20 protein-coding genes, 1 pseudogene and 1 other annotated feature are annotated in these 22,080 nt (G+C 40.3%); of the genes and pseudogenes, 20 read left to right on the top strand and 1 reads right to left on the bottom strand.

Going from position 1 to position 22,080, the window contains the following annotated elements; genetic code table 11:
• The first annotated feature begins 52 nt into the window (after positions 1-52).
• The 20 genes and pseudogenes from glyA (at position 53) to HT697_RS09240 (ending at position 21,044) form a co-directional block, all read left to right on the top strand.
• On the top strand, positions 53-1,309 hold the full coding sequence (glyA, locus tag HT697_RS09335) for a serine hydroxymethyltransferase (RefSeq protein ID WP_173252958.1): 1,257 nt from the start codon (positions 53-55) through the stop codon (positions 1,307-1,309).
• Between the two features lie 7 nt (positions 1,310-1,316).
• Entirely contained in the window at positions 1,317-2,291 is a 975-nt protein-coding gene (locus tag HT697_RS09330) for a nucleoid-associated protein (RefSeq protein ID WP_173263047.1), read from the top strand.
• The gene (gene pmp23 / locus HT697_RS09325) at positions 2,291-2,905 is read left to right on the top strand and encodes a cell wall hydrolase Pmp23 (RefSeq protein ID WP_173263044.1); all 615 of its coding nucleotides are present in this window, start codon (positions 2,291-2,293) and stop codon (positions 2,903-2,905) included. The genes HT697_RS09330 and pmp23 overlap by 1 nt, the downstream gene beginning before the upstream one ends.
• 73 nt (positions 2,906-2,978) lie before the next feature.
• Positions 2,979-3,953, top strand: a complete 975-nt coding sequence (locus tag HT697_RS09320) for a DUF1002 domain-containing protein (protein ID WP_042751122.1) — start codon at positions 2,979-2,981, stop codon at positions 3,951-3,953.
• Positions 3,954-4,026: 73 nt separating this feature from the next.
• The gene (gene rlmD, locus HT697_RS09315; RefSeq protein WP_173252955.1) at positions 4,027-5,385 is read left to right on the top strand and encodes a 23S rRNA (uracil(1939)-C(5))-methyltransferase RlmD; all 1,359 of its coding nucleotides are present in this window, start codon (positions 4,027-4,029) and stop codon (positions 5,383-5,385) included.
• A 265-nt stretch (positions 5,386-5,650) separates the two neighbouring features.
• Positions 5,651-5,965: pseudogene (locus HT697_RS09310) on the top strand (transposase family protein); the annotation flags it as partial.
• Positions 5,966-6,107: 142 nt separating this feature from the next.
• Positions 6,108-7,331 carry an FtsW/RodA/SpoVE family cell cycle protein gene (locus HT697_RS09305; protein WP_061439109.1) on the top strand — a complete coding sequence of 408 codons (1,224 nt, stop codon included), beginning with the start codon at positions 6,108-6,110 and terminating at the stop codon, positions 7,329-7,331.
• Positions 7,332-7,355: 24 nt separating this feature from the next.
• Positions 7,356-10,052: a phosphoenolpyruvate carboxylase gene (gene ppc, locus HT697_RS09300; protein WP_173252953.1), complete on the top strand. Its 2,697-nt coding sequence runs from the start codon at positions 7,356-7,358 to the stop codon at positions 10,050-10,052.
• 69 nt (positions 10,053-10,121) lie between these two features.
• Positions 10,122-10,339: a binding site (T-box leader), on the top strand.
• Between the two features lie 257 nt (positions 10,340-10,596).
• The gene (trpX, locus tag HT697_RS09295; RefSeq protein WP_173252950.1) at positions 10,597-11,601 is read left to right on the top strand and encodes a tryptophan ABC transporter substrate-binding protein; all 1,005 of its coding nucleotides are present in this window, start codon (positions 10,597-10,599) and stop codon (positions 11,599-11,601) included.
• A 75-nt stretch (positions 11,602-11,676) separates the two neighbouring features.
• Positions 11,677-12,543, top strand: a complete 867-nt coding sequence (locus HT697_RS09290; protein ID WP_004234420.1) for an ABC transporter permease — start codon at positions 11,677-11,679, stop codon at positions 12,541-12,543.
• The gene (locus HT697_RS09285) at positions 12,540-13,298 is read left to right on the top strand and encodes an ABC transporter ATP-binding protein (protein WP_173263041.1); all 759 of its coding nucleotides are present in this window, start codon (positions 12,540-12,542) and stop codon (positions 13,296-13,298) included. The genes HT697_RS09290 and HT697_RS09285 overlap by 4 nt, the downstream gene beginning before the upstream one ends.
• 89 nt (positions 13,299-13,387) lie before the next feature.
• Positions 13,388-15,148 (top strand): DNA primase, encoded by a 1,761-nt coding sequence (dnaG, locus tag HT697_RS09280; RefSeq protein ID WP_173263038.1) that lies wholly within the window; start codon positions 13,388-13,390, stop codon positions 15,146-15,148.
• A gap of 2 nt (positions 15,149-15,150) precedes the next feature.
• Positions 15,151-16,260: an RNA polymerase sigma factor RpoD gene (gene rpoD, locus HT697_RS09275; RefSeq protein WP_000201907.1), complete on the top strand. Its 1,110-nt coding sequence runs from the start codon at positions 15,151-15,153 to the stop codon at positions 16,258-16,260.
• A 14-nt stretch (positions 16,261-16,274) separates the two neighbouring features.
• A complete protein-coding gene (locus tag HT697_RS09270) occupies positions 16,275-16,604 on the top strand; it encodes a metal-sulfur cluster assembly factor (RefSeq protein ID WP_000331925.1) in 330 nt (109 codons plus the stop codon).
• Positions 16,605-16,718: 114 nt separating this feature from the next.
• Positions 16,719-17,762, top strand: a complete 1,044-nt coding sequence (gene cpoA, locus HT697_RS09265; protein ID WP_033676884.1) for an alpha-galactosylglucosyldiacylglycerol synthase — start codon at positions 16,719-16,721, stop codon at positions 17,760-17,762.
• Positions 17,763-17,777: 15 nt separating this feature from the next.
• A complete protein-coding gene (locus HT697_RS09260) occupies positions 17,778-19,103 on the top strand; it encodes a glycosyltransferase family 4 protein (protein ID WP_173263035.1) in 1,326 nt (441 codons plus the stop codon).
• A 29-nt stretch (positions 19,104-19,132) separates the two neighbouring features.
• Positions 19,133-19,309, top strand: a complete 177-nt coding sequence (locus tag HT697_RS09255; RefSeq protein ID WP_173263053.1) for a PspC domain-containing protein — start codon at positions 19,133-19,135, stop codon at positions 19,307-19,309.
• Between the two features lie 58 nt (positions 19,310-19,367).
• Entirely contained in the window at positions 19,368-19,502 is a 135-nt protein-coding gene (locus tag HT697_RS09250) for a DUF4044 domain-containing protein (protein WP_000863859.1), read from the top strand.
• A gap of 63 nt (positions 19,503-19,565) precedes the next feature.
• Positions 19,566-20,876, top strand: coding sequence for a GTPase ObgE (obgE, locus tag HT697_RS09245; RefSeq protein WP_173263032.1), 1,311 nt, complete (start codon positions 19,566-19,568; stop codon positions 20,874-20,876).
• A gap of 9 nt (positions 20,877-20,885) precedes the next feature.
• Positions 20,886-21,044 (top strand): hypothetical protein, encoded by a 159-nt coding sequence (locus HT697_RS09240; RefSeq protein ID WP_001808548.1) that lies wholly within the window; start codon positions 20,886-20,888, stop codon positions 21,042-21,044.
• 828 nt (positions 21,045-21,872) lie between these two features.
• Here HT697_RS09240 and HT697_RS09235 read toward each other — a convergent pair.
• On the bottom strand, positions 21,873-22,080 hold a 208-nt coding region (locus HT697_RS09235; RefSeq protein ID WP_173263029.1), incomplete at its 5' end, for a hypothetical protein.

Below are 22,080 nucleotides of genomic sequence, written 5' to 3'. Positions count from 1 at the left end.
CTAATAAGAAAATTAAACTAATGGACTAGTCACACAATAAAGGAGAAGACCTATGATTTTTGATAAAGATGATTTTAAAGCATACGATGCTGATCTCTGGAATGCTATTGCCAAAGAAGAAGAACGCCAGCAAAACAATATCGAGTTGATTGCTTCGGAAAACGTAGTTTCCAAGGCTGTTATGGCAGCTCAAGGGTCTATCTTGACGAATAAATACGCCGAAGGCTACCCAGGCCGCCGTTATTATGGTGGAACGGATGTGGTAGACGTGGTAGAGACTCTTGCCATTGAACGCGCAAAAGAAATTTTCGGCGCTAAATTCGCTAATGTCCAACCTCACTCAGGAAGCCAAGCTAACTGTGCGGCTTACATGGCCTTGATTGAGCCAGGTGATACCGTTATGGGGATGGATTTAGCAGCAGGTGGACACTTGACCCACGGAGCTCCAGTTAGTTTCTCAGGTCAAACCTACAACTTTGTTTCTTATAGTGTGGATCCTGAAACAGAACTCTTGGACTTTGATGCTATCTTGAAACAAGCCCAAGAAGTCAAACCAAAACTAATCGTAGCAGGTGCTTCAGCCTATTCTCAAATTATCGACTTTTCAAAATTCCGTGAAATTGCGGACGCTGTTGGGGCTAAACTTATGGTAGATATGGCTCATATCGCTGGTTTGGTTGCTGCTGGTCTACATCCAAGCCCAGTACCATACGCTCACATCACGACAACAACGACCCACAAAACCCTTCGTGGCCCTCGTGGTGGTTTGATTTTGACCAATGATGAAGACTTAGCTAAGAAAATCAATTCAGCTATTTTTCCTGGTATTCAGGGTGGTCCTTTGGAGCACGTTGTGGCGGCTAAAGCTGTTTCCTTCAAAGAAGTTTTGGATCCAGCCTTCAAGGAATATGCTGCTAATGTTATCAAGAACAGCAAGACTATGGCAGATGTCTTCTTGCAAGACCCTGATTTCCGTATCATTTCTGGCGGAACTGAAAACCACCTCTTCCTAGTGGATGTGACTAAGGTTGTAGAAAATGGCAAAGTTGCCCAAAACTTGCTGGATGAAGTCAATATTACCCTAAATAAAAACTCAATCCCTTACGAAACCTTGTCACCATTCAAGACAAGTGGTATTCGTATCGGAGCAGCAGCCATTACTGCACGTGGATTTGGTGAAGAAGAAAGTCGCAAAGTGGCTGAACTCATCATTAAAACCCTTAAGAATGCAGAAAATGAAGCTGTCTTAGAAGAAGTGAGAAGTGAAGTCAAAGTGTTGACAGACGCCTTCCCATTATACGAGGACTAAAACTTTTATGGACATTTATATTAAGAAAGCCATTATTCACCAGTTCAGTCCGGCTGATACCGAGCTGTTTCTAGCGGATAAGCTTCTCAATATTACTCCAAAAATCGAAGAATACCTGCGTAAAAAAATTGAACGTGTGTATTCAGATGAAGCCAAGACTGGGATTTTCGAGGAAGAAAATCCCTTCTTCAATCATATCACAGACGATTTGTTGGAGACATCAGTAGCACTAGCTAATCTCTGGAAAGAGGAGTTCAGCATTTCAGAAAATCTCAAGACCAATGACTTGATTTTTGCGCAATTTTCTAAAGAAGGTGTAGAACATTTTGCTTTCTTGCGAATTGCCCTGCGGGAGACCTTGACCCACCTCGGTGGAGAAGTTGATAATCCAATCAAGCTAACTCAGAATAACCTGCCTGGATTTGGGACGGGTGCTGACGAGGCCTTGGTGGTCAATCTTCAGAGTTGCAAGTACCACCTGATTGAAAAACGAATCAAGTACAACGGGACTTTTTTGAATTACTTTTCAGATAATCTTCTTGCTGTCGCCCCTAAGATTTCTCCTAAGAAATCTATCAAAGAACTGGAAAAAACGGCCCAGAGAATTGCTGAGACTTTTAACACAGATGACTTTCAATTTCAATCCAAGGTCAAATCAGCGATTTTCAACAATCTAGAAGAAAGCAATGAATTGTCACCTGAGAAATTGGCTAACGACCTTTTTGATAATAATCTGACGGCTCGTTTGAGCTTTATTGATCAAGTCAAGGAAGCTGTACCAGAGCCTGTTCAATTTGATGAAATTGATGCCAGTCGCCAGTTAAAGAAATTTGAAAATCAAAAACTCTCCTTGTCAAATGGAATTGAGCTCATCGTTCCCAATAACGTCTATCAAGACGCCGAGTCTGTTGAGTTTATCCAAAACGACAATGGAACTTACTCTATCTTAATCAAAAATATCGAGGATATCCAAAGTAAATAATGTTTAAACGAATTCGAAGAGTGCTTGTACTAGCAGTCTTCCTTTTTGCTGGCTACAAAGCTTACCGCGTTCATCAAGATGTCAAGCAAGTCATGACCTATCAACCCATGGTGCGAGAAATCTTGAGTGAAAAAGACACCCCAGCAAACGAAGAGCTTGTGCTCGCTATGATTTATACCGAAACAAAAGGAAAAGAAGGCGATGTTATGCAGTCTAGTGAGTCTGCAAGTGGTTCCACCAACACCATCAATGATAATGCCTCTAGCATTCGGCAAGGCGTTCAAACTCTGACAGACAATCTCTATCTAGCCCAGAAGCAGGGGGTAGATGTCTGGACAGCTGTTCAAGCCTATAATTTTGGTCCTGCCTATATCGATTTTATCGCACAAAATGGCAAGGAAAATACCTTGGCTCTGGCCAAACAGTACTCTCGTGAGACTGTTGCCCCCTTGCTTGGCAATACCACTGGAAAGACTTATAATTATATTCACCCCATTTCCATTTTTCATGGAGCCGAACTCTATGTAAATGGAGGAAACTATTATTATTCTAGACAGGTGCAACTCAACCTTTACATCATCAAATGTTTCACTCTCTTTTCAACATCTGGCTAATCCAGGTGTTTTTGTTATAAGTTTTCTTTAAGATAGATATATTACTCTAGAAAGGTAAAGGAGGGAATTCCCTATGAGAAAGAAACTCTTTCTGACCAGTGCTGCGGTCTTGTGGGCAGTAACAGCTATGAATAGCGCCCATGCAGCAACAGATGTTCAAAAAGTTATCGATGAAACCTATGTCCAACCTGAATATGTCCTAGGTTCTTCATTGTCTGAAGATCAAAAAAATCAAACCCTTAAAAAACTAGGCTACAATGCCTCAACAGATACAAAAGAACTCAAGACCATGACACCTGATGTCTATTCTAAGATTATGAATGTTGCCAATGACTCTAGCTTACAATTGTATTCATCAGCCAAGATTCAAAAACTAGGTGACAAATCACCACTTGAGGTCAAGATTGAAACTCCAGAAAACATTACTAAGGTGACGCAGGATATGTACCGAAACGCAGCCGTAACGCTGGGAGTGGAACATGCCAAAATCACTGTAGCAGCACCCATTCCAGTTACAGGTGAGAGTGCCTTAGCAGGGATTTATTATTCGCTAGAAGCTAATGGAGCCAAGGTGCCGCAGGCCAATAAAGATTTGGCTCAAGAAGAGCTAAAGGCTTTGTCAGATATCAATGCTGAAAATAAGGACAAATCAGGCTATGATGCTAATAAATTAAACGTTGCCCTAGCCGATATCAAGTCAGGACTCGCCAAAGCTAAAGAAAGCAAGGGAAATCTGACAGAGGAAGATGTCCGTAAAATTGTTGAAGATACCTTGAAAAATTACAAACTTGATCAGGTTATAACAGGAAACCAAATCAATATCATCATCAATTTTGCTTTGAATCTCTCAAAGAGTGATATCCTCAGCAATGCAGATTTCACTAAAACCCTAAATGACCTTAAACAAAGTATTGTTTCACAAGCTGGCGACAGTTTTAAAAATATCAACCTTAATTTTGATGCGGATAAGGCGCTAGAGGACGGTGGGAACTTCTTAAGCTCCCTCTGGCAAGCCATTGTCAACTTCTTCAAGAGTTTTGGTTCTTAAGAAAAATCATGGTATAATAGATGGTAACCGTAACGTTGCCGTCTTTTTTGTCGGCCAATAGAAAGAGAAGAGAATGTTAAAGAAAAATGATATTGTAGAAGTTGAAATTGTTGACTTGACCCATGAAGGTGCAGGAGTGGCCAAGGTGGATGGTTTGGTCTTTTTTGTAGAGAATGCTTTACCGAGTGAAAAAATTCTCATGCGTGTCCTCAAGGTCAATAAAAAGATTGGCTTTGGAAAAGTTGAAAAATACCTTGTCCAGTCACCACACCGTAATCAAGATCTAGATTTGGCTTACCTGCGTTCAGGAATCGCGGATTTAGGACACCTTTCTTATCCAGAACAGCTCAAGTTTAAAACTAAGCAAGTCAAGGACAGTCTATACAAGATTGCTGGAATTGCTGATGTAGAGGTTGCTGAGACGCTTGGTATGGAAAATCCAGTCAAGTACCGCAACAAAGCACAGGTCCCTGTTCGTCGTGTTAATGCTATCTTAGAAACAGGATTTTTCCGTAAGAATTCCCACGACCTCATGCCTCTGGAAGATTTCTTTATCCAAGATCCTGTGATTGATGAGGTAGTAGTAGCTCTACGTGACTTGCTCCGTCGTTATGACCTGAAACCTTATGATGAAAAGGAACAATCTGGCTTGATTCGAAATCTTGTGGTACGTCGTGGACACTATTCAGGACAAATCATGGTTATTTTGGTGACCACTCGTCCGAAGATTTTTCGTGTAGAGCAATTGATTGAACAACTAATCAAGCAGTTCCCAGATATTGTGTCTGTTATGCAAAATATCAATGACCAGAACACTAATGCTATTTTTGGTAAGGAATGGCGCACACTTTATGGACAAGACTATATTACCGACCAAATGTTGGGAAATGACTACCAAATCGCTGGACCCGCTTTTTACCAAGTCAATACTGAAATGGCTGAAAAACTTTATCAAACAGCCATTGACTTTGCTGAATTAAGAGCAGATGATGTGGTTATCGATGCTTATTCTGGTATTGGAACAATTGGCCTCTCTGTTGCTAAACATGTCAAAGAAGTTTATGGTGTTGAAGTCATTCCAGAAGCGGTTGAAAATAGCAAGAAAAATGCTAGCTTGAACGGCATTACTAACGCCTACTATGTCTGCGACACAGCTGAAAATGCTATGAAGACTTGGCTTAAAGATGGAATAGAACCAACCGTTATCTTGGTTGATCCTCCACGCAAGGGCTTAACCGAAAGCTTTATCAAGGCAAGTAGCCAAACAGGAGCTGATCGCATTGCCTATATTTCTTGTAATGTCGCAACTATGGCACGTGATATCAAACTCTACCAAGAGTTGGGATATGAGTTGAAGAAAGTACAGCCGGTTGACCTATTTCCCCAGACGCATCATGTCGAATGTGTAAGTTTGTTAGAGAAACGTAGTTAATCCTCAAAAGGTTCCCCAAACCTTTTGAGTTCCGCAGACTTACCATGTTGAGGCAGTATCACTGCTTGTACAAGCTGAGGTATCAGCGAAGTAGAAGTAAATGTTCTCCCATTCGATAGGACTCGTAGAATGAAGAGGAAAACCGACGAAACGATACGGTAAGTCCGAAACGCTCAGTGTGTAAGCTTGTTGCTAAAAGCGTAAAAACCTTTGAACGAAAGGAATAATAGACTTTCTGCGAAACAAAATATAATACAATAAAACTATGAATTCTGAAGCAAGTCAGCAATTAAGCGATAGCCGTTTCAAGAGCCTTGTAGGTGTTCAGCGCACGACTTTTGAAGAGATGTTAGCTGTGTTAAAAACAGCTTATCAACGTAAACGCGCAAAAGGTGGACGAAAACCCAAATTAAGCCTAGACTATCTCCTCAAGGTAACTATTCAATACATGCGAGAATAGCGCACTTATGAACAAATTGCGGCTGATTTTAGTATTCACGAAAGCAACTTAATCCATCGGAGTCAATGGGTTGAAGCAACTCTTATTCAAAATGGTTTTACGATTTCAAATTCTGCCCTAATTATAAAAAACAGTAAAATTCGAAGGATTGTAAGGTAAGAGTTTTTTTCTTTCTGAAAAAATGGTATAATAGCAATCAAAACTAGAAAATAAAACGGAATTTGGAACAGATTTGTCTGTATCCTAGTAGAGTGGTGATACTATGAAGATTAGTAAGAGGCACTTATTAAATTATTCCATCTTGATTCCCTACTTGCTTTTATCTATTTTGGGCTTGATTGTGGTCTATTCGACCACCAGCGCTATTTTAATTGAAGAAGGCAAGAGCGCCTTGCAATTGGTTCGAAATCAAGGAATCTTTTGGATTGTTAGTTTGATACTGATTGCCTTAATTTATAAATTGAGACTAGATTTTTTGAGAAATGAGCGACTAATCATTTTAGTTATATTGATAGAAATGGTTTTATTGTTTTTGGCTCGTTTTATTGGTATTTCCGTGAACGGGGCATACGGTTGGATTTCGGTTGCAGGAGTAACTATTCAGCCAGCTGAGTACTTAAAAATCATTATTATTTGGTATTTGGCTCACCGATTCTCCAAACAGCAAGAAGAAATAGCTATTTATGATTTTCAAGTTTTGACTCAAAATCAATGGCTTCCCCGTGCTTTTAATGATTGGCGATTCGTTCTCCTGGTTCTGATTGGAAGTTTGGGAATTTTCCCTGATTTAGGAAATGCGACTATTTTAGTATTGGTTTCCTTGATTATGTATACAGTTAGTGGAATCGCTTATCGTTGGTTTTCAACCATTCTGGCGCTCGTATCTGCCGCTTCTGTCTTTGTCTTGACCACTATCAGCCTAATCGGTGTTGAGACCTTTTCAAAAATTCCAGTATTTGGCTATGTGGCCAAGCGCTTTAGTGCCTTTTTTAATCCTTTTGCCGATCGTGCGGATGCGGGTCACCAGTTATCTAATTCTTATTTTGCCATGGTCAATGGCGGTTGGTTTGGTCTAGGTCTTGGGAATTCGATTGAAAAACGAGGTTATTTACCAGAAGCTCATACAGACTTTGTCTTTTCTATCGTGATTGAAGAATTTGGCTTTGTTGGTGCCAGTCTGATTTTAGCTCTCTTGTTTTTCATGATTTTGCGGATTATCTTGGTCGGTATCCGAGCGGAGAATCCTTTCAATGCCATGGTTGCACTCGGTGTCGGAGGGATGATGTTGGTTCAGGTATTTGTCAATATCGGAGGGATTTCGGGCTTGATTCCATCTACAGGAGTAACCTTTCCCTTCTTATCCCAGGGTGGAAACAGTCTTCTAGTCTTGTCAGTGGCAGTGGCCTTTGTCTTAAATATTGATGCCAGTGAAAAACGCGCTAAGTTGTACCGAGAATTGGAAAATCAACCAATGAACCTTCTGTGAAGTAGAATAAAGAAAGGATAGTCTATGTCTCTTCAAAAATTAGAAAATTATAGTAATAAAAGTGTTGTGCAAGAAGAAGTATTGATTCTAACAGAATTGCTGGAAGATATTACTAAAAATATGCTTGCCCCAGAGACCTTTGAAAAAATCATGCAGTTGAAAGAATTATCAACGCAGGAAGATTATCAAGGTCTAAACCGTCTAGTGACTAGCTTATCAAATGATGAAATGGTCTATATTTCACGCTATTTTTCAATCTTACCTCTTTTGATTAATATTTCAGAGGATGTGGATTTAGCTTATGAAATCAATCATCAAAATAATATTGATCAGGACTATTTAGGTAAATTATCTACAACGATCAAAATGGTTGCTGAAAAAGAAAATGCCGTTGAAATTCTTGAACACTTGAATGTTGTCCCTGTTTTGACAGCCCATCCAACACAAGTGCAACGCAAAAGTATGTTGGATTTAACAAATCATATTCATAGTCTTTTGCGTAAATACCGTGATGTTAAGTTGGGGTTGATCAATAAAGAAAAATGGCACAATGATTTGCGTCGTTACATCGAAATTATTATGCAGACAGACATGATTCGTGAGAAAAAATTAAAAGTGACTAACGAAATCACGAATGCTATGGAATATTACAACAGCTCCTTTTTGAAAGCTGTACCTCACTTGACGACGGAGTATAAGCGCTTAGCGCAAGCACATGGGTTGAATTTAAAACAGGCTAAGCCAATCACCATGGGTATGTGGATTGGTGGAGACCGTGATGGTAATCCCTTTGTTACAGCAGATACCTTGAAACAGTCTGCACTCACTCAGTGTGAAGTCATCATGAACTATTATGATGAAAAGATTTACCAACTTTATCGTGAGTTTTCTCTTTCAACTAGCATTGTCAATGTAAGTAAGCAAGTCAGAGAAATGGCTCGTCAATCCAAGGATAACTCGATTTACCGCGAAAAAGAGCTTTACCGTCGTGCCTTGTTTGATATTCAATCAAAAATCCAAGCAACAAAAACCTATCTGATTGAGGATAAGGAAGTTGGGACTCGTTATGAAACCGCCAATGATTTCTACAAGGATTTGATTGCCATTCGAGATTCTCTACTAGAAAATAAGAGCGAGTCCTTGATTTCAGGTGATTTTGTGGAATTATTGCAGGCAGTAGAGATATTTGGTTTTTACCTAGCATCAATTGATATGCGACAAGACTCTAGCGTCTATGAAGCCTGTGTGGCAGAACTCTTGAAATCAGCAGGAATTCATTCTCGATATAGCGAGTTGAGCGAAGAAGAAAAATGTGACCTTCTCTTGAAAGAGTTAGAAGAAGATCCCCGAATTCTTTCTGCGACTCACGCAGAGAAATCAGAATTATTAGCAAAAGAACTAGCTATTTTTAAGACGGCTCGTGTTTTGAAAGATAAGTTGGGAGATGATGTCATCCGTCAGACCATCATTTCACATGCAACCAGCCTTTCTGATATGCTAGAATTAGCTATTCTATTAAAAGAAGTAGGACTGGTGGATACGGAAAGGGCGCGTGTTCAGATTGTTCCCCTTTTTGAAACAATTGAAGACTTGGATCATTCAGAGGAAACAATGAGACAATATCTTTCTCTTCCTCTTGCCAAAAAATGGATTGCTTCACGTAATAACTATCAAGAAATCATGTTGGGCTACTCTGACAGTAATAAAGATGGCGGTTACTTGTCATCATGTTGGACCCTCTACAAGGCTCAACAACAATTGACTGCTATTGGAGATGAATTTGGCGTTAAGGTTACCTTCTTCCATGGCCGTGGTGGGACTGTCGGTCGTGGTGGTGGGCCAACCTATGAAGCCATCACATCTCAACCGCTCAAGTCTATCAAGGATCGTATCCGCTTGACGGAGCAGGGTGAAGTAATTGGCAATAAATACGGTAATAAAGACGCTGCTTACTATAACCTTGAAATGCTAGTATCGGCAGCTATTAACCGTATGATTACTCAGAAGAAGAGCGATACCAATACCTCAAATCGTTATGAAGCCATTATGGATCAAGTAGTGGACCGTAGTTACGATATCTACCGTGATTTGGTCTTTGGTAATGAGCATTTCTATGATTATTTCTTCGAGTCAAGTCCAATCAAGGCTATTTCAAGCTTTAACATTGGTTCTCGCCCAGCTGCCCGTAAGACGATTACTGAAATCGGTGGTTTGCGTGCCATCCCTTGGGTATTCTCATGGTCACAAAGTCGTGTTATGTTCCCTGGATGGTACGGGGTTGGTTCAAGCTTCAAGGAATTTATCGATAAAAATCCAGAAAATATTGCTATTTTACGAGATATGTACCAAAATTGGCCTTTCTTCCAATCGCTTCTTTCAAATGTTGATATGGTTTTGTCAAAATCAAATATGAATATTGCTTTTGAATATGCTAAACTTTGTGAAGACGAGCAAGTTAAGGCCATCTATGAGACTATTTTAAATGAATGGCAAGTTACTAAGAACGTTATCCTGGCTATTGAAGGACATGACGAACTCTTAGCTGACAATCCATATCTAAAAGCTAGTCTGGATTACCGTATGCCTTACTTTAATATTCTCAACTATATTCAGTTGGAGTTGATCAAACGCCAACGTCGTGGAGAATTGTCCAGTGATCAAGAACGATTGATTCATATCACCATCAACGGAATTGCAACAGGATTGCGTAATTCAGGCTAATCATTTTCAAAAGTGAAGATGAAAAAAATTCTAATAGACTATTGACAAGTAGTTTAAAAATGATATAATTTAACCATTCAGAAAAGTAATCGTACAAACTTTCAAGAGAGTCTGTGGTAGCTGAAAACAGATAAGTGGCGATGATGAAAATTGGGCTGAATGTTATTTAGAATTTGAAATCATAAAAATTCGGTGAGCACACCTTACAGTGCATCTCGTTATTGCGAGACAGAGCGATAGGGAAATTCCCTATAATTGAGGTGGTACCGCGCATCGACGTCCTCACACAAGTTTTTTGTGTGAGGACTTTTTTTGATGGAGGTTAGTATGGAAAGAAAACGATGGCGTCGCTTGTTTATACTCAATGAAAATCAAAGTACAAACTAGGAAGCTAGCCGCANNACACTGTTTTGAGGTTGTGGATAGAACTGACAGAGTCAGTATCATATACCTACGGTAAGGCGACGCTGACGTGGTTTGAAGAGATTTTCGAAGAGTATTAGATAAGTGAAGTATTTTAAAGGAATTAAAAAGGAGAAACAGAATGAAAAATAAACGTTTAATTGGAATTGTCGCTGCCTTAGCAGTCTTAGTAGCAGGAAGCTTGATTTACTCTTCAATGAATAAACCAGAATCTCAGAATAATAAGGATGAGAAGAAAATAACCAAGATTGGTGTGCTTCAATTTGTGAGCCATCCATCCCTTGATTTGATTTATAAAGGGATTCAAGCTGGACTTGCTGAAGAAGGATATAAAGATGACCAGTTGAAGATCGACTTTATGAACTCAGAAGGTGACCAAAGTAAGGTTGCGACAATGAGTAAACAATTGGTTGCAAATGGAAATGACCTTGTGGTTGGTATTGCAACACCAGCTGCTCAAGGTTTAGCTAGTGCCACAAAAGACCTACCTGTTATCATGGCCGCTATTACAGACCCAATTGGTGCTAACTTGGTTAAAGATTTGAAAAAACCAGGTGGCAACGTTACAGGGGTATCTGACCACAATCCAGCTCAACAACAAGTTGAACTCATCAAGGCTCTGACACCGAATGTGAAAACAATCGGAGCTCTTTACTCAAGTAGCGAAGACAATTCAAAAACACAGGTCGAAGAATTTAAGGCTTATGCTGAAAAAGCAGGTCTGACAGTGGAAACATTTGCAGTTCCTTCAACAAATGAAATTGCCTCAACTGTCACTGTTATGACTAGCAAGGTAGATGCTATTTGGGTTCCGATTGATAACACCATTGCATCAGGATTTCCAACGGTTGTCTCTAGCAATCAAAGTTCTAAGAAACCAATTTATCCAAGTGCGACAGCTATGGTAGAAGTAGGTGGTTTGGCATCAGTTGTAGTTGACCAACATGACCTTGGTGTGGCAACTGGTAAAATGATTGCACAAGTCTTGAAAGGTGCAAAACCAGCGGATACTCCAGTCAATGTATTTTCAACTGGTAAGTCAGTAATTAACAAAAAATTGGCACAAGAGCTAGGTATTACGATTCCTGAATCTGTTTTAAAAGAAGCAGGACAAGTGATTGAATAATCTGTAATGGAGGAGTTGGGGACATCTCCTCCAATTTTTTACAATAGAAATCATATAGAAAAGGTTAAGAAACAGATGATACTATCTATTATTTCTCAAGGATTTGTCTGGGCTATTTTAGGTCTGGGAATCTTTATGACATTTAGGATTTTAAACTTTCCAGATATGACGACAGAAGGTTCCTTCCCTCTTGGGGGAGCTGTTGCTGTCACTCTGATAACCAAAGGTGTAAATCCCTTTTTAGCGACACTTGTTGCTGTTGGAGCCGGTTGTTTGGCTGGAATGGCAGCAGGACTTCTTTATACAAAAGGGAAGATCCCAACCTTGCTCTCAGGGATTTTGGTGATGACTTCCTGTCACTCTATCATGCTCTTGATTATGGGACGTGCGAATTTAGGCCTGCTTGGAACCAAGCAAATTCAGGATGTTTTGCCTTTTGATTCAGACTTGAACCAACTCTTGACAGGTCTTATCTTTGTCAGTCTTGTCATTGCTCTCATGCTCTTTTTCTTGGACACCAAACTCGGACAAGCCTATATTGCTACAGGTGACAATCCTGATATGGCTAGAAGTTTCGGGATTCATACTGGACGCATGGAGCTCATGGGATTGGTCTTATCAAATGGTGTGATTGCCCTTGCAGGAGCTCTCATTGCCCAGCAAGAAGGGTATGCCGATGTATCTCGAGGAATCGGAGTTATCGTTGTGGGGCTTGCAAGTTTGATTATTGGAGAAGTTATCTTCAAGAGTTTGAGCTTGGCAGAACGTCTGGTTACCATCGTTGTAGGTTCTATCGCTTATCAATTCTTAGTGTGGGCAGTTATTGCGCTTGGCTTTAATACAAGTTACCTTCGTTTGTACAGCGCCGTGATTTTAGCAGTCTGTCTCATGATTCCAACATTTAAGCAAACAATCTTGAAAGGAGCCAAATTAAGCAAATGACAGCAATTGTAGAATTAAAAAATGCAACCAAAGTCGTTAAAAATGGCTTTGATGAAGAAAAGATTATTTTAAATGATGTTTCCTTAGAAATTTTTGAACGGGACTTTATCACGATTTTAGGTGGAAATGGTGCTGGGAAATCGACCCTCTTTAACACTATTGCAGGAACCTTGTCATTAACCAGTGGAACTATTCGTATCTTGGGTGAAGATGTTACCAAGTTTTCACCAGAGAAGCGAGCTAAGTATTTGTCTCGAGTTTTCCAAGATCCTAAGATGGGGACAGCTCCTCGTATGACAGTAGCTGAAAATCTTTTGATTGCCAAGTTTCGTGGTGAAAAACGTGGACTATTTCCACGACGCTTGACTAGCTATAAGGATGAATTTCAGACAACTATTGAAAAAGTAGGGAATGGTCTTGAGAAACACTTGAATACACCGATTGAGTTCTTATCAGGTGGGCAAAGACAGGCCTTGAGTCTCTTGATGGCAACCTTGAAGCGCCCAGAATTGCTCTTGTTAGACGAGCATACTGCAGCCCTTGATCCAAAGACCAGTGTCGCACTCATGGAATTGACGGATGAATTTGTTAAGAAGGATCAGTTGACAGCCCTTATGATTACCCATCATATGGAAGATGCTCTCAAATATGGCAATCGTTTGATTGTCATGAAAGAAGGACGAATTATCCAAGATTTGAAACAAGAAGAAAAAGCAAAAATGAAAATCTCTGATTATTATCAGCTCTTTGAATAAAGTAGGGAAAATGAGTGAAATGGTTTACTTTTTTTCTGAAATAAAGTATACTATATAAAGTAAACTATGATAACATGGAGGTATTGTGTATGGTTGACAAAAAAGTCATTGAAGAAATCAAAAACAATGCCAACATTGTGGAAGTCATAGGAGATGTGATTTCTTTACAAAAGGCAGGACGGAACTATCTAGGGCTCTGTCCTTTTCATGGTGAAAAAACACCTTCTTTTAACGTTGTAGAGGACAAGCAGTTTTACCACTGTTTTGGTTGTGGTCGCTCGGGTGATGTCTTTAAGTTCATCGAGGAGTACCAAGGGGTTCCCTTTATGGAGGCTGTCCAAATCTTAGGTCAGCGTGTCGGGATAGAGGTAGAAAAACCGCTTTATAATGAACAGAAGCCAGCTTCACCCCACCAAGCTCTTTATGATATGCATGAAGATGCTGCCAAATTTTATCATGCTATTCTCATGACAACGACCATGGGGGAAGAGGCCAGAAACTACCTTTATCAGCGTGGTTTGACAGATGAAGTGCTCAAGCATTTTCGGATTGGTTTGGCACCTCCAGAACGAAACTATCTCTATCAACGTTTGTCTGCTCAGTATCGTGAAGAGGATTTCTTGGATTCGGGACTATTTTACCTCTCGGATGCCAATCAATTTGTAGATACCTTTCACAATCGGATTATGTTTCCCCTGACAAATGACCAAGGAAAGGTTATTGCCTTCTCAGGTCGTATCTGGCAGAAAACGGATTCACAAACTTCTAAGTATAAAAATAGCCGATCGACTGCAATTTTTAACAAAAGTTACGAATTATATCATATGGATAGGGCAAAAAAATCTTCTGGTAAAACCAGTGAGATTTACCTCATGGAAGGATTCATGGATGTTATTGCAGCCTATCGGGCTGGAATCGAAAATGCTGTTGCGTCCATGGGAACGGCCTTGAGTCGTGAGCATGTTGAGCATCTGAAAAGGCTAACTAAGAAGTTGGTTCTTGTTTATGATGGTGATAAGGCTGGGCAAGCTGCGACATTGAAAGCGCTGGATGAAATTGGTGATATGCCTGTGCAAATCGTCAGCATGCCTGATAACTTGGATCCAGATGAGTATCTACAAAAAAATGGTCCAGAAGATTTGGCCTATCTGTTAACGAAAACTCGTATTAGTCCGATTGAGTTCTACATTCACCAGTATAAACCTGAAAATAGTGAAAATCTGCAGGCTCAGATTGAGTTTATTGAAAAAATAGCTCCCTTGATTGTTCAAGAAAAGTCTATCACTGCTCAAAACAGTTATATTCATATTTTAGCTGACAGTTTGGCGTCCTTTGATTATGTCCAGATTGAGCAGATTGTTAATGAAAGCCGTCAGGCACAAAGGCAGAATCGCATGGAAGGAATTTCCAGACCGACGCCAATCACTATGCCTGTCACCAAGCAGTTATCGGCTATTATGAGGGCAGAAGCCCATCTACTTTATCGAATGATGGAATCCCCTCTTGTTTTGAACGATTACCGCTTGCGAGAAGACTTTGCATTTGCTACACCTGAATTTCAGGTCCTATATGACTTGCTTGGTCAGTATGGCAATCTTCCTCCAGAAGTTTTAGCAGAACAGACAGAGGAAGTTGAAAGAGCTTGGTACCAAGTCTTAGCTCAGGATTTGCCTGCTGAGATGTCACCGCAGGAATTAAGTGAAGTAGAAATGACTCGAAACAAGGCTCTCTTGAATCAGGACAATATGAGAATCAAAAAGAAGGTGCAGGAAGCTAGCCATGTAGGAGATACAGACACAGCCCTAGAAGAATTGGAACGTTTAATTTCCCAAAAGAGAAGAATGGAGTAATAATGGCAACAAAACAAAAAGAAGTAACAACATTTGACGTACAAGTAGCAGAATTTATCCGTAATCATAAGCAAAAAGGGACAGCAACAGATGATGAAATCAATGCTAGTCTTGTCGTTCCTTTTACCTTGGACGCTGATGGGATTGAAGATCTCTTGCAACGGATTCAGGATGCGGGAATTTCTATCACAGATAACGAAGGAAATCCAAGTGCGCGTGTTCTTAGTACTGAAGAAGAACCAGAACTCAGCGATGAGGACTTGATTGGGTCAACTTCGGCTAAGGTCAATGACCCTGTCCGTATGTACTTGAAAGAGATTGGTGTCGTTCCTCTCTTGACCAATGAAGAGGAAAAAGAATTGGCACTGGCTGTTGAAGCGGGTGACATCGAAGCCAAACAACGTCTTGCGGAAGCCAACCTTCGTTTGGTTGTTTCTATAGCCAAACGCTATGTCGGTCGTGGTATGCAGTTCCTTGACTTGATTCAAGAAGGAAATATGGGCTTGATGAAGGCTGTTGACAAGTTTGATTATTCTAAAGGATTCAAGTTCTCAACTTACGCAACTTGGTGGATTCGTCAGGCTATCACTCGTGCTATTGCGGACCAAGCTCGTACCATCCGTATCCCAGTTCATATGGTTGAGACCATCAATAAATTGGTTCGCGAACAGCGGAATCTCCTTCAAGAATTGGGACAAGATCCAACACCAGAACAAATCGCTGAACGTATGGATATGACACCTGATAAGGTTCGTGAAATCTTGAAGATTGCTCAAGAACCGGTATCCCTTGAAACTCCAATTGGTGAAGAGGATGATAGTCACCTTGGGGACTTTATCGAAGATGAAGTGATTGAAAATCCAGTGGACTATACAACTCGTATCGTCTTGCGTGAGCAGTTGGATGAGGTCTTGGATACTCTTACAGACCGTGAAGAAAATGTTTTGCGTCTACGTTTTGGATTAGATGATGGAAAAATGCGTACCCTTGAAGATGTGGGTAAAGTCTTTAACGTAACTCGTGAGCGTATCCGTCAGATTGAGGCTAAAGCTTTGAGAAAACTACGCCAACCAAGTCGCAGCAAACCGCTTCGTGATTTTATTGAAGACTAAGAGTGAGGATGAATATGGCTTATACAGAAGAGCAAATTGAAAACATCAAAACACGAATTTTATCAGCCTTGGAAGAAGTTATTGACCCTGAGTTGGGAATCGATATTGTCAATCTTGGTTTGATCTATGAGATTCGTTTTGACGGCGACACAGGACAAACAGAGATTGATATGACTTTGACAACTATGGGTTGTCCCCTAGCTGACCTTTTGACGGATCAGATTTATGATGCTATGACAGAGGTTCCAGAAGTAACGGATACCGAAGTTAAATTGGTTTGGTATCCAGCCTGGACCGTTGAAAAAATGAGTCGCTATGCACGCATTGCCCTAGGCATTAAGTAAACATATAAAAGCATGTGAGAGACCCTTGGAAAGCGGAGGAAATTTCCCCTCTTTTCCTCTAGTCTCTCCTTTCTTTTGCTGATTTTATTCAAAGAAAATGATATAATAGTAGTTATGGAAAAAAAGAAATTACGCATCAATATGTTGAGTTCAAGTGAGAAAGTAGCAGGACAAGGAGTTTCAGGTGCTTACCGTGAATTAGTTCGTCTTCTTCACCGTGATGCCAAGGACCAATTGATTGTTACAGAAAATCTTCCAATAGAGGCAGATGTGACTCACTTTCATACAATTGATTTCCCCTATTATTTATCAACATTTCAAAAGAAACGCTCAGGGAGAAAAATTGGCTATGTGCATTTTTTGCCTGATACACTTGAGGGGAGTTTGAAAATTCCATTTTTCTTAAAGGGAATTGTTAAACGCTATGTATTTTCTTTTTACAACCGGATGGAGCACTTGGTTGTGGTCAATCCGATGTTTATCGAGGATTTGGTGGCAGCTGGTATTCCACGTGAGAAAGTGACATATATCCCTAACTTTGTCAACAAGGAAAAATGGCATCCCCTTCCACAGGAAGAGGTAGCGAGACTGCGTACAGAGCTAGGTCTTAGTGACAATCAGTTTATCGTAGTAGGTGCTGGTCAAGTTCAGAAGCGCAAAGGGATTGATGATTTTATCCGTCTGGCTGAGGAATTGCCTCAGATTACCTTTATCTGGGCTGGTGGTTTCTCTTTTGGTGGTATGACAGATGGTTATGAACGTTACAAGAAAATGATGGAGAATCCCCCTAAAAATTTGATTTTTCCAGGTATTGTATCGCCAGAGCGGATGCGCGAATTGTATGCCCTAGCGGATCTTTTCTTGCTTCCTAGTTACAATGAGCTCTTTCCGATGACGATTTTAGAGGCTGCTAGTTGTGAAGCTCCTATCATGTTGCGTGATTTGGATCTCTATAAGGTAATTTTAGAGGGAAATTATCGGGCGACAGCAGATAGAGAAGAGATGAAAGAAGCTATTCTGGAATATCAAGCGAATCCTGCTGCCTTAAAAGACCTCAAAGAAAAGGCTAAGAATATTTCCAGAGAATATTCAGAAGAGCATCTGTTACAAATCTGGTTGGACTTTTATGAGAAACAAGCCGCTTTAGGGAGAAAGTAAAAAGTGAGGTAATCTATGCGAATTGGTTTATTTACAGATACCTATTTTCCTCAGGTTTCTGGTGTTGCGACCAGTATTCGAACCTTGAAAACAGAACTTGAAAAGCAGGGGCATGCTGTTTTTATCTTTACGACGACAGATAAGGATGTCAATCGCTACGAAGATTGGCAAATTATCCGTATTCCAAGTGTTCCCTTTTTTGCTTTTAAGGATCGCCGCTTTGCCTATCGAGGCTTCAGCAAGGCGCTTGAAATTGCTAAACAATATCAACTGGATATTATCCATACTCAGACAGAATTTTCTCTTGGCCTGTTGGGAATTTGGATTGCGCGAGAACTGAAAATTCCCGTTATTCATACCTATCACACCCAATACGAAGACTATGTACATTATATTGCTAAGGGGATGTTGATTCGTCCTAGTATGGTCAAGTATCTGGTTAGAGGTTTTTTGCATGATGTGGATGGGGTGATTTGCCCGAGTGAGGTTGTCCGAGACTTGCTATCTGACTATAAAGTCAAGGTTGAAAAGCGGGTTATTCCAACTGGTATTGAGTTAGCTAAGTTTGAGCGTCCGGAAATAAAGCAAGAAAATCTGAAAGAACTGCGTACTAAACTAGAGATTCAAGATGATGAAAAGATGTTGCTTAGTCTTTCCAGAATTTCCTATGAAAAAAATATTCAGGCAGTACTAGCAGCTTTTGCAGAAGTTCTGAAAGAGGAAGACAAGGTCAAACTGGTGGTTGCTGGGGATGGTCCTTATCTGGATGACCTTAAAGAGCAAGCCAAGAAACTAGAGATTGAAGACTCTGTTGTCTTTACAGGGATGATTGCTCCTAGTGAGACCGCTCTTTACTATAAGGCGGCAGATTTTTTCATCTCGGCATCGACAAGTGAAACGCAAGGTTTGACATACTTGGAAAGCTTGGCCAGTGGAACGCCTGTCATTGCTCATGGAAATCCTTATCTGGACAATCTTATCAGTGATAAAATGTTTGGAACCTTGTACTATGGAGAACATGACTTGGCTGGCGCTATTTTGGAAGCCCTGATTGCAACGCCAGATATGAATGAGCATACCTTATCAGAGAAATTGTACGAGATTTCAGCTGAGAACTTTGGGAAACGAGTGCATGAGTTTTATCTGGATGCCATAATTTCAAATAACTTCCAGAAAGATTTAGCAAAAGATGATACGGTCAGTCAGCGTATCTTTAAGACAGTTTTGTATCTACCGCAAAAGGTGGTCGCTGTACCGGTAAAAGGCTCTAGACGCATGCTGAAGGCATCAAAAACACAGTTAATCAGCATCAGAGATTATTGGAAAAACAGTGAAGAATAGAAAGAGAAACAGCTATGAAAAAACAATTAATGAGAAGTGGTCATGATAAAAAGATTGCAGGTGTTTGTGCTGGAGTGGCTCATTATTTTGATATGGATCCCACTATTGTTCGTGTAATATGGGGTGTTCTTGCTTTTGGTTATGGAGCTGGAATTGTAGCCTATATCATTTTATGGATTATTGCACCAGTAGCAACTGACTATTGAAAACTAGCTGAATTCATGCTAAGATAATAGAAAATAGAATGTAACGAAGGAGAAAAAAATGGCATTTGGAGATAATGGAAATCGTAAAAAAACTATGTTTGAGAAAATAACCTTGTTTATCGTGATTATCATGCTAGTAGCAAGTTTATTGGGAATTTTTGCAACTGCAATTGGTGCCCTCAGTAATCTATAAAATAGATTCAAGAAAATTTTGTGACTGGGATTTCCCAGCCCTTTTTTAAAGTGAGAAGAAAAAATGAGTATGTTTTTAGATACAGCCAAGATCAAGGTCAAGGCTGGTAATGGTGGTGATGGCATGGTTGCCTTTCGCCGTGAAAAATATGTCCCTAATGGGGGTCCTTGGGGTGGTGACGGTGGTCGTGGAGGAAATGTGGTCTTCGTTGTAGACGAAGGTTTGCGTACCTTGATGGATTTCCGCTACAATCGTCATTTCAAGGCTGATTCTGGTGAAAAAGGGATGACCAAAGGGATGCATGGTCGTGGTGCTGATGACCTTAGAGTTCGAGTGCCACAAGGTACGACTGTTCGTGATGCAGAGACTGGCAAGGTTTTGACAGATTTGATAGAACACGGGCAAGAATTTATCGTTGCTCACGGTGGACGTGGTGGACGTGGAAATATCCGCTTTGCGACACCAAAAAATCCTGCACCTGAAATCTCTGAAAATGGAGAACCAGGTCAGGAACGTGAGTTACAATTGGAACTAAAAATCTTGGCAGATGTTGGTTTAGTTGGATTCCCATCTGTAGGGAAATCAACTCTTTTAAGTGTTATTACATCTGCTAAACCAAAAATCGGTGCCTACCATTTTACGACTATTGTACCAAATCTAGGAATGGTTCGTACTCAATCAGGTGAATCCTTTGCAGTAGCCGATCTGCCAGGTTTGATTGAAGGGGCTAGTCAAGGTGTTGGTCTGGGAACCCAGTTCCTCCGTCACATCGAGCGTACCCGTGTCATCCTTCATATTATTGATATGTCAGCTAGCGAAGGACGTGATCCTTATGAGGATTACCTAGCGATCAATAAAGAGCTGGAGTCATACAATCTTCGTCTCATGGAGCGTCCACAGATTATCGTAGCCAATAAGATGGATATGCCTGAGAGTCAGGAAAATCTTGAAGAATTCAAGAAGAAATTGGCTGAAAACTACGATGAATTTGAAGAGTTACCAGCTATCTTCCCGATTTCTGGATTGACCAATCAAGGTTTGGCAACGCTCTTGGATGCGACAGCTGAATTGTTAGACAAGACACCAGAATTCTTGCTCTACGACGAGTCAGATATGGAAGAAGAAGCATACTACGGCTTTGACGAGGAAGAAAAAGCCTTTGAAATTAGTCGTGATGACGATGCAACATGGGTGCTTTCTGGTGAAAAACTGATGAAACTCTTTAATATGACCAACTTTGATCGTGACGAATCAGTCATGAAATTTGCTCGCCAGCTTCGTGGTATGGGGGTTGATGAAGCCCTTCGTGCGCGTGGTGCTAAAGATGGTGACTTGGTCCGAATTGGTAAATTTGAGTTTGAATTTGTAGACTAGGAGACTGGTATGGGAGATAAACCGATATCTTTCCGAGATGCGGATGGAAATTTCGTTTCCGCTGCAGATGTTTGGAATGAAAAGAAATTGGAAGAACTATTTAATCGTCTCAATCCAAATCGTGCCTTGAGATTGGCACGAACTAAAAAGGAAAATCCATCTCAGTAAAGAAGATAAAAAAATTCCGTGCCTCATCAGACACGGGATTTTGTGGTACGACGGGATGTATAGCAAACTGAATCTGGAATAGCACAGCATATCTTCTAAAATATTGTTATCAATTGATTTGAATTTCAAAATTAAATTGTTTAATTCTTATTTCACTTTGTTATAGTATATCTGATGTCAAAGTTATCGGCGAGTCAAATAGCGATTCCCAAGCCTGACTATCGTGAGGTAGCGGATTAAAACGGTCTGGGGATAGACCGTTTTAAGTCTGACGCTGGAAATAAGAATCGTCAGAGGAAGGGATAGCGAAATCGTGGCTCTACGAACAGGAACGTGATAGTAAGGCGTATATAGTGGATAAGGGAGCTCAAAACTCTAAATTCCAAAAAGGTAGTCGTAACCTATATACATAAAGCACGAGAGTAATTGAATTTGGACTAAGGTTTTCTATTTTCACTGTAACCTTTTAACGTCCTCATATCTTGTATAAACGAGGATAGATGTACGACTTATCCCGTGAGGTCTATCACTATAAAGAGAAAACGACAGATAGAAGTGATCCTGAGTCACGGTTATCTTTAAAATAAATTGTCTGATAGGATGCTAGCCTGAAAACGTCTTGTTCATGAAATATAGGACGGTATGTATAAAACGCTTCTGTGAACTGAGAGAAGGGGGAGAAGTTCTTGCTAAAATTTAGTTGAACAGCCGTATTCCGATACTTAGATAAGGGAGCTAGTCTTAGCTCCTACTTGGTTTCAGGGGACAAAAAAGGGGCAATAGCGATTCGAGAAAGATTATACTCTTCGAAAATCTCTTCAAACCACGTCAGCGTCGCCTTGCCGTATATATGTGACTGACTTCGTCAGTCTTATCTACAACCTCAAAACGGTGTTTTGAGCTGACTTCGTCAGTTCTATCTACAACCTCAAAACGGTGTTTTGAGCTGACTTCGTCAGTTCTATCTACAACCTCAAAACGGTGTTTTGAGCTGACTTCGTCAGTTCTATCTACAACCTCAAAACGGTGTTTTGTG

Source organism: Streptococcus sp. 1621 (genome assembly GCF_013276615.1).
Taxonomy (GTDB): domain Bacteria; phylum Bacillota; class Bacilli; order Lactobacillales; family Streptococcaceae; genus Streptococcus.
Note: the sequence above shows the minus strand (reverse complement) of the source record. Positions and strands in the feature narration are given on the sequence as shown.

Coding starts and splice junctions, on each gene's coding strand:
- glyA (WP_173252958.1), top strand. CDS start 53: ATGATTTTTGATAAAGATGATTTTAAAGCATACGATGCTGATCTCTGG.
- HT697_RS09330 (WP_173263047.1), top strand. CDS start 1,317: ATGGACATTTATATTAAGAAAGCCATTATTCACCAGTTCAGTCCGGCT.
- pmp23 (WP_173263044.1), top strand. CDS start 2,291: ATGTTTAAACGAATTCGAAGAGTGCTTGTACTAGCAGTCTTCCTTTTT.
- HT697_RS09320 (WP_042751122.1), top strand. CDS start 2,979: ATGAGAAAGAAACTCTTTCTGACCAGTGCTGCGGTCTTGTGGGCAGTA.
- rlmD (WP_173252955.1), top strand. CDS start 4,027: ATGTTAAAGAAAAATGATATTGTAGAAGTTGAAATTGTTGACTTGACC.
- HT697_RS09305 (WP_061439109.1), top strand. CDS start 6,108: ATGAAGATTAGTAAGAGGCACTTATTAAATTATTCCATCTTGATTCCC.
- ppc (WP_173252953.1), top strand. CDS start 7,356: ATGTCTCTTCAAAAATTAGAAAATTATAGTAATAAAAGTGTTGTGCAA.
- trpX (WP_173252950.1), top strand. CDS start 10,597: ATGAAAAATAAACGTTTAATTGGAATTGTCGCTGCCTTAGCAGTCTTA.
- HT697_RS09290 (WP_004234420.1), top strand. CDS start 11,677: ATGATACTATCTATTATTTCTCAAGGATTTGTCTGGGCTATTTTAGGT.
- HT697_RS09285 (WP_173263041.1), top strand. CDS start 12,540: ATGACAGCAATTGTAGAATTAAAAAATGCAACCAAAGTCGTTAAAAAT.
- dnaG (WP_173263038.1), top strand. CDS start 13,388: ATGGTTGACAAAAAAGTCATTGAAGAAATCAAAAACAATGCCAACATT.
- rpoD (WP_000201907.1), top strand. CDS start 15,151: ATGGCAACAAAACAAAAAGAAGTAACAACATTTGACGTACAAGTAGCA.
- HT697_RS09270 (WP_000331925.1), top strand. CDS start 16,275: ATGGCTTATACAGAAGAGCAAATTGAAAACATCAAAACACGAATTTTA.
- cpoA (WP_033676884.1), top strand. CDS start 16,719: ATGGAAAAAAAGAAATTACGCATCAATATGTTGAGTTCAAGTGAGAAA.
- HT697_RS09260 (WP_173263035.1), top strand. CDS start 17,778: ATGCGAATTGGTTTATTTACAGATACCTATTTTCCTCAGGTTTCTGGT.
- HT697_RS09255 (WP_173263053.1), top strand. CDS start 19,133: ATGAGAAGTGGTCATGATAAAAAGATTGCAGGTGTTTGTGCTGGAGTG.
- HT697_RS09250 (WP_000863859.1), top strand. CDS start 19,368: ATGGCATTTGGAGATAATGGAAATCGTAAAAAAACTATGTTTGAGAAA.
- obgE (WP_173263032.1), top strand. CDS start 19,566: ATGAGTATGTTTTTAGATACAGCCAAGATCAAGGTCAAGGCTGGTAAT.
- HT697_RS09240 (WP_001808548.1), top strand. CDS start 20,886: ATGGGAGATAAACCGATATCTTTCCGAGATGCGGATGGAAATTTCGTT.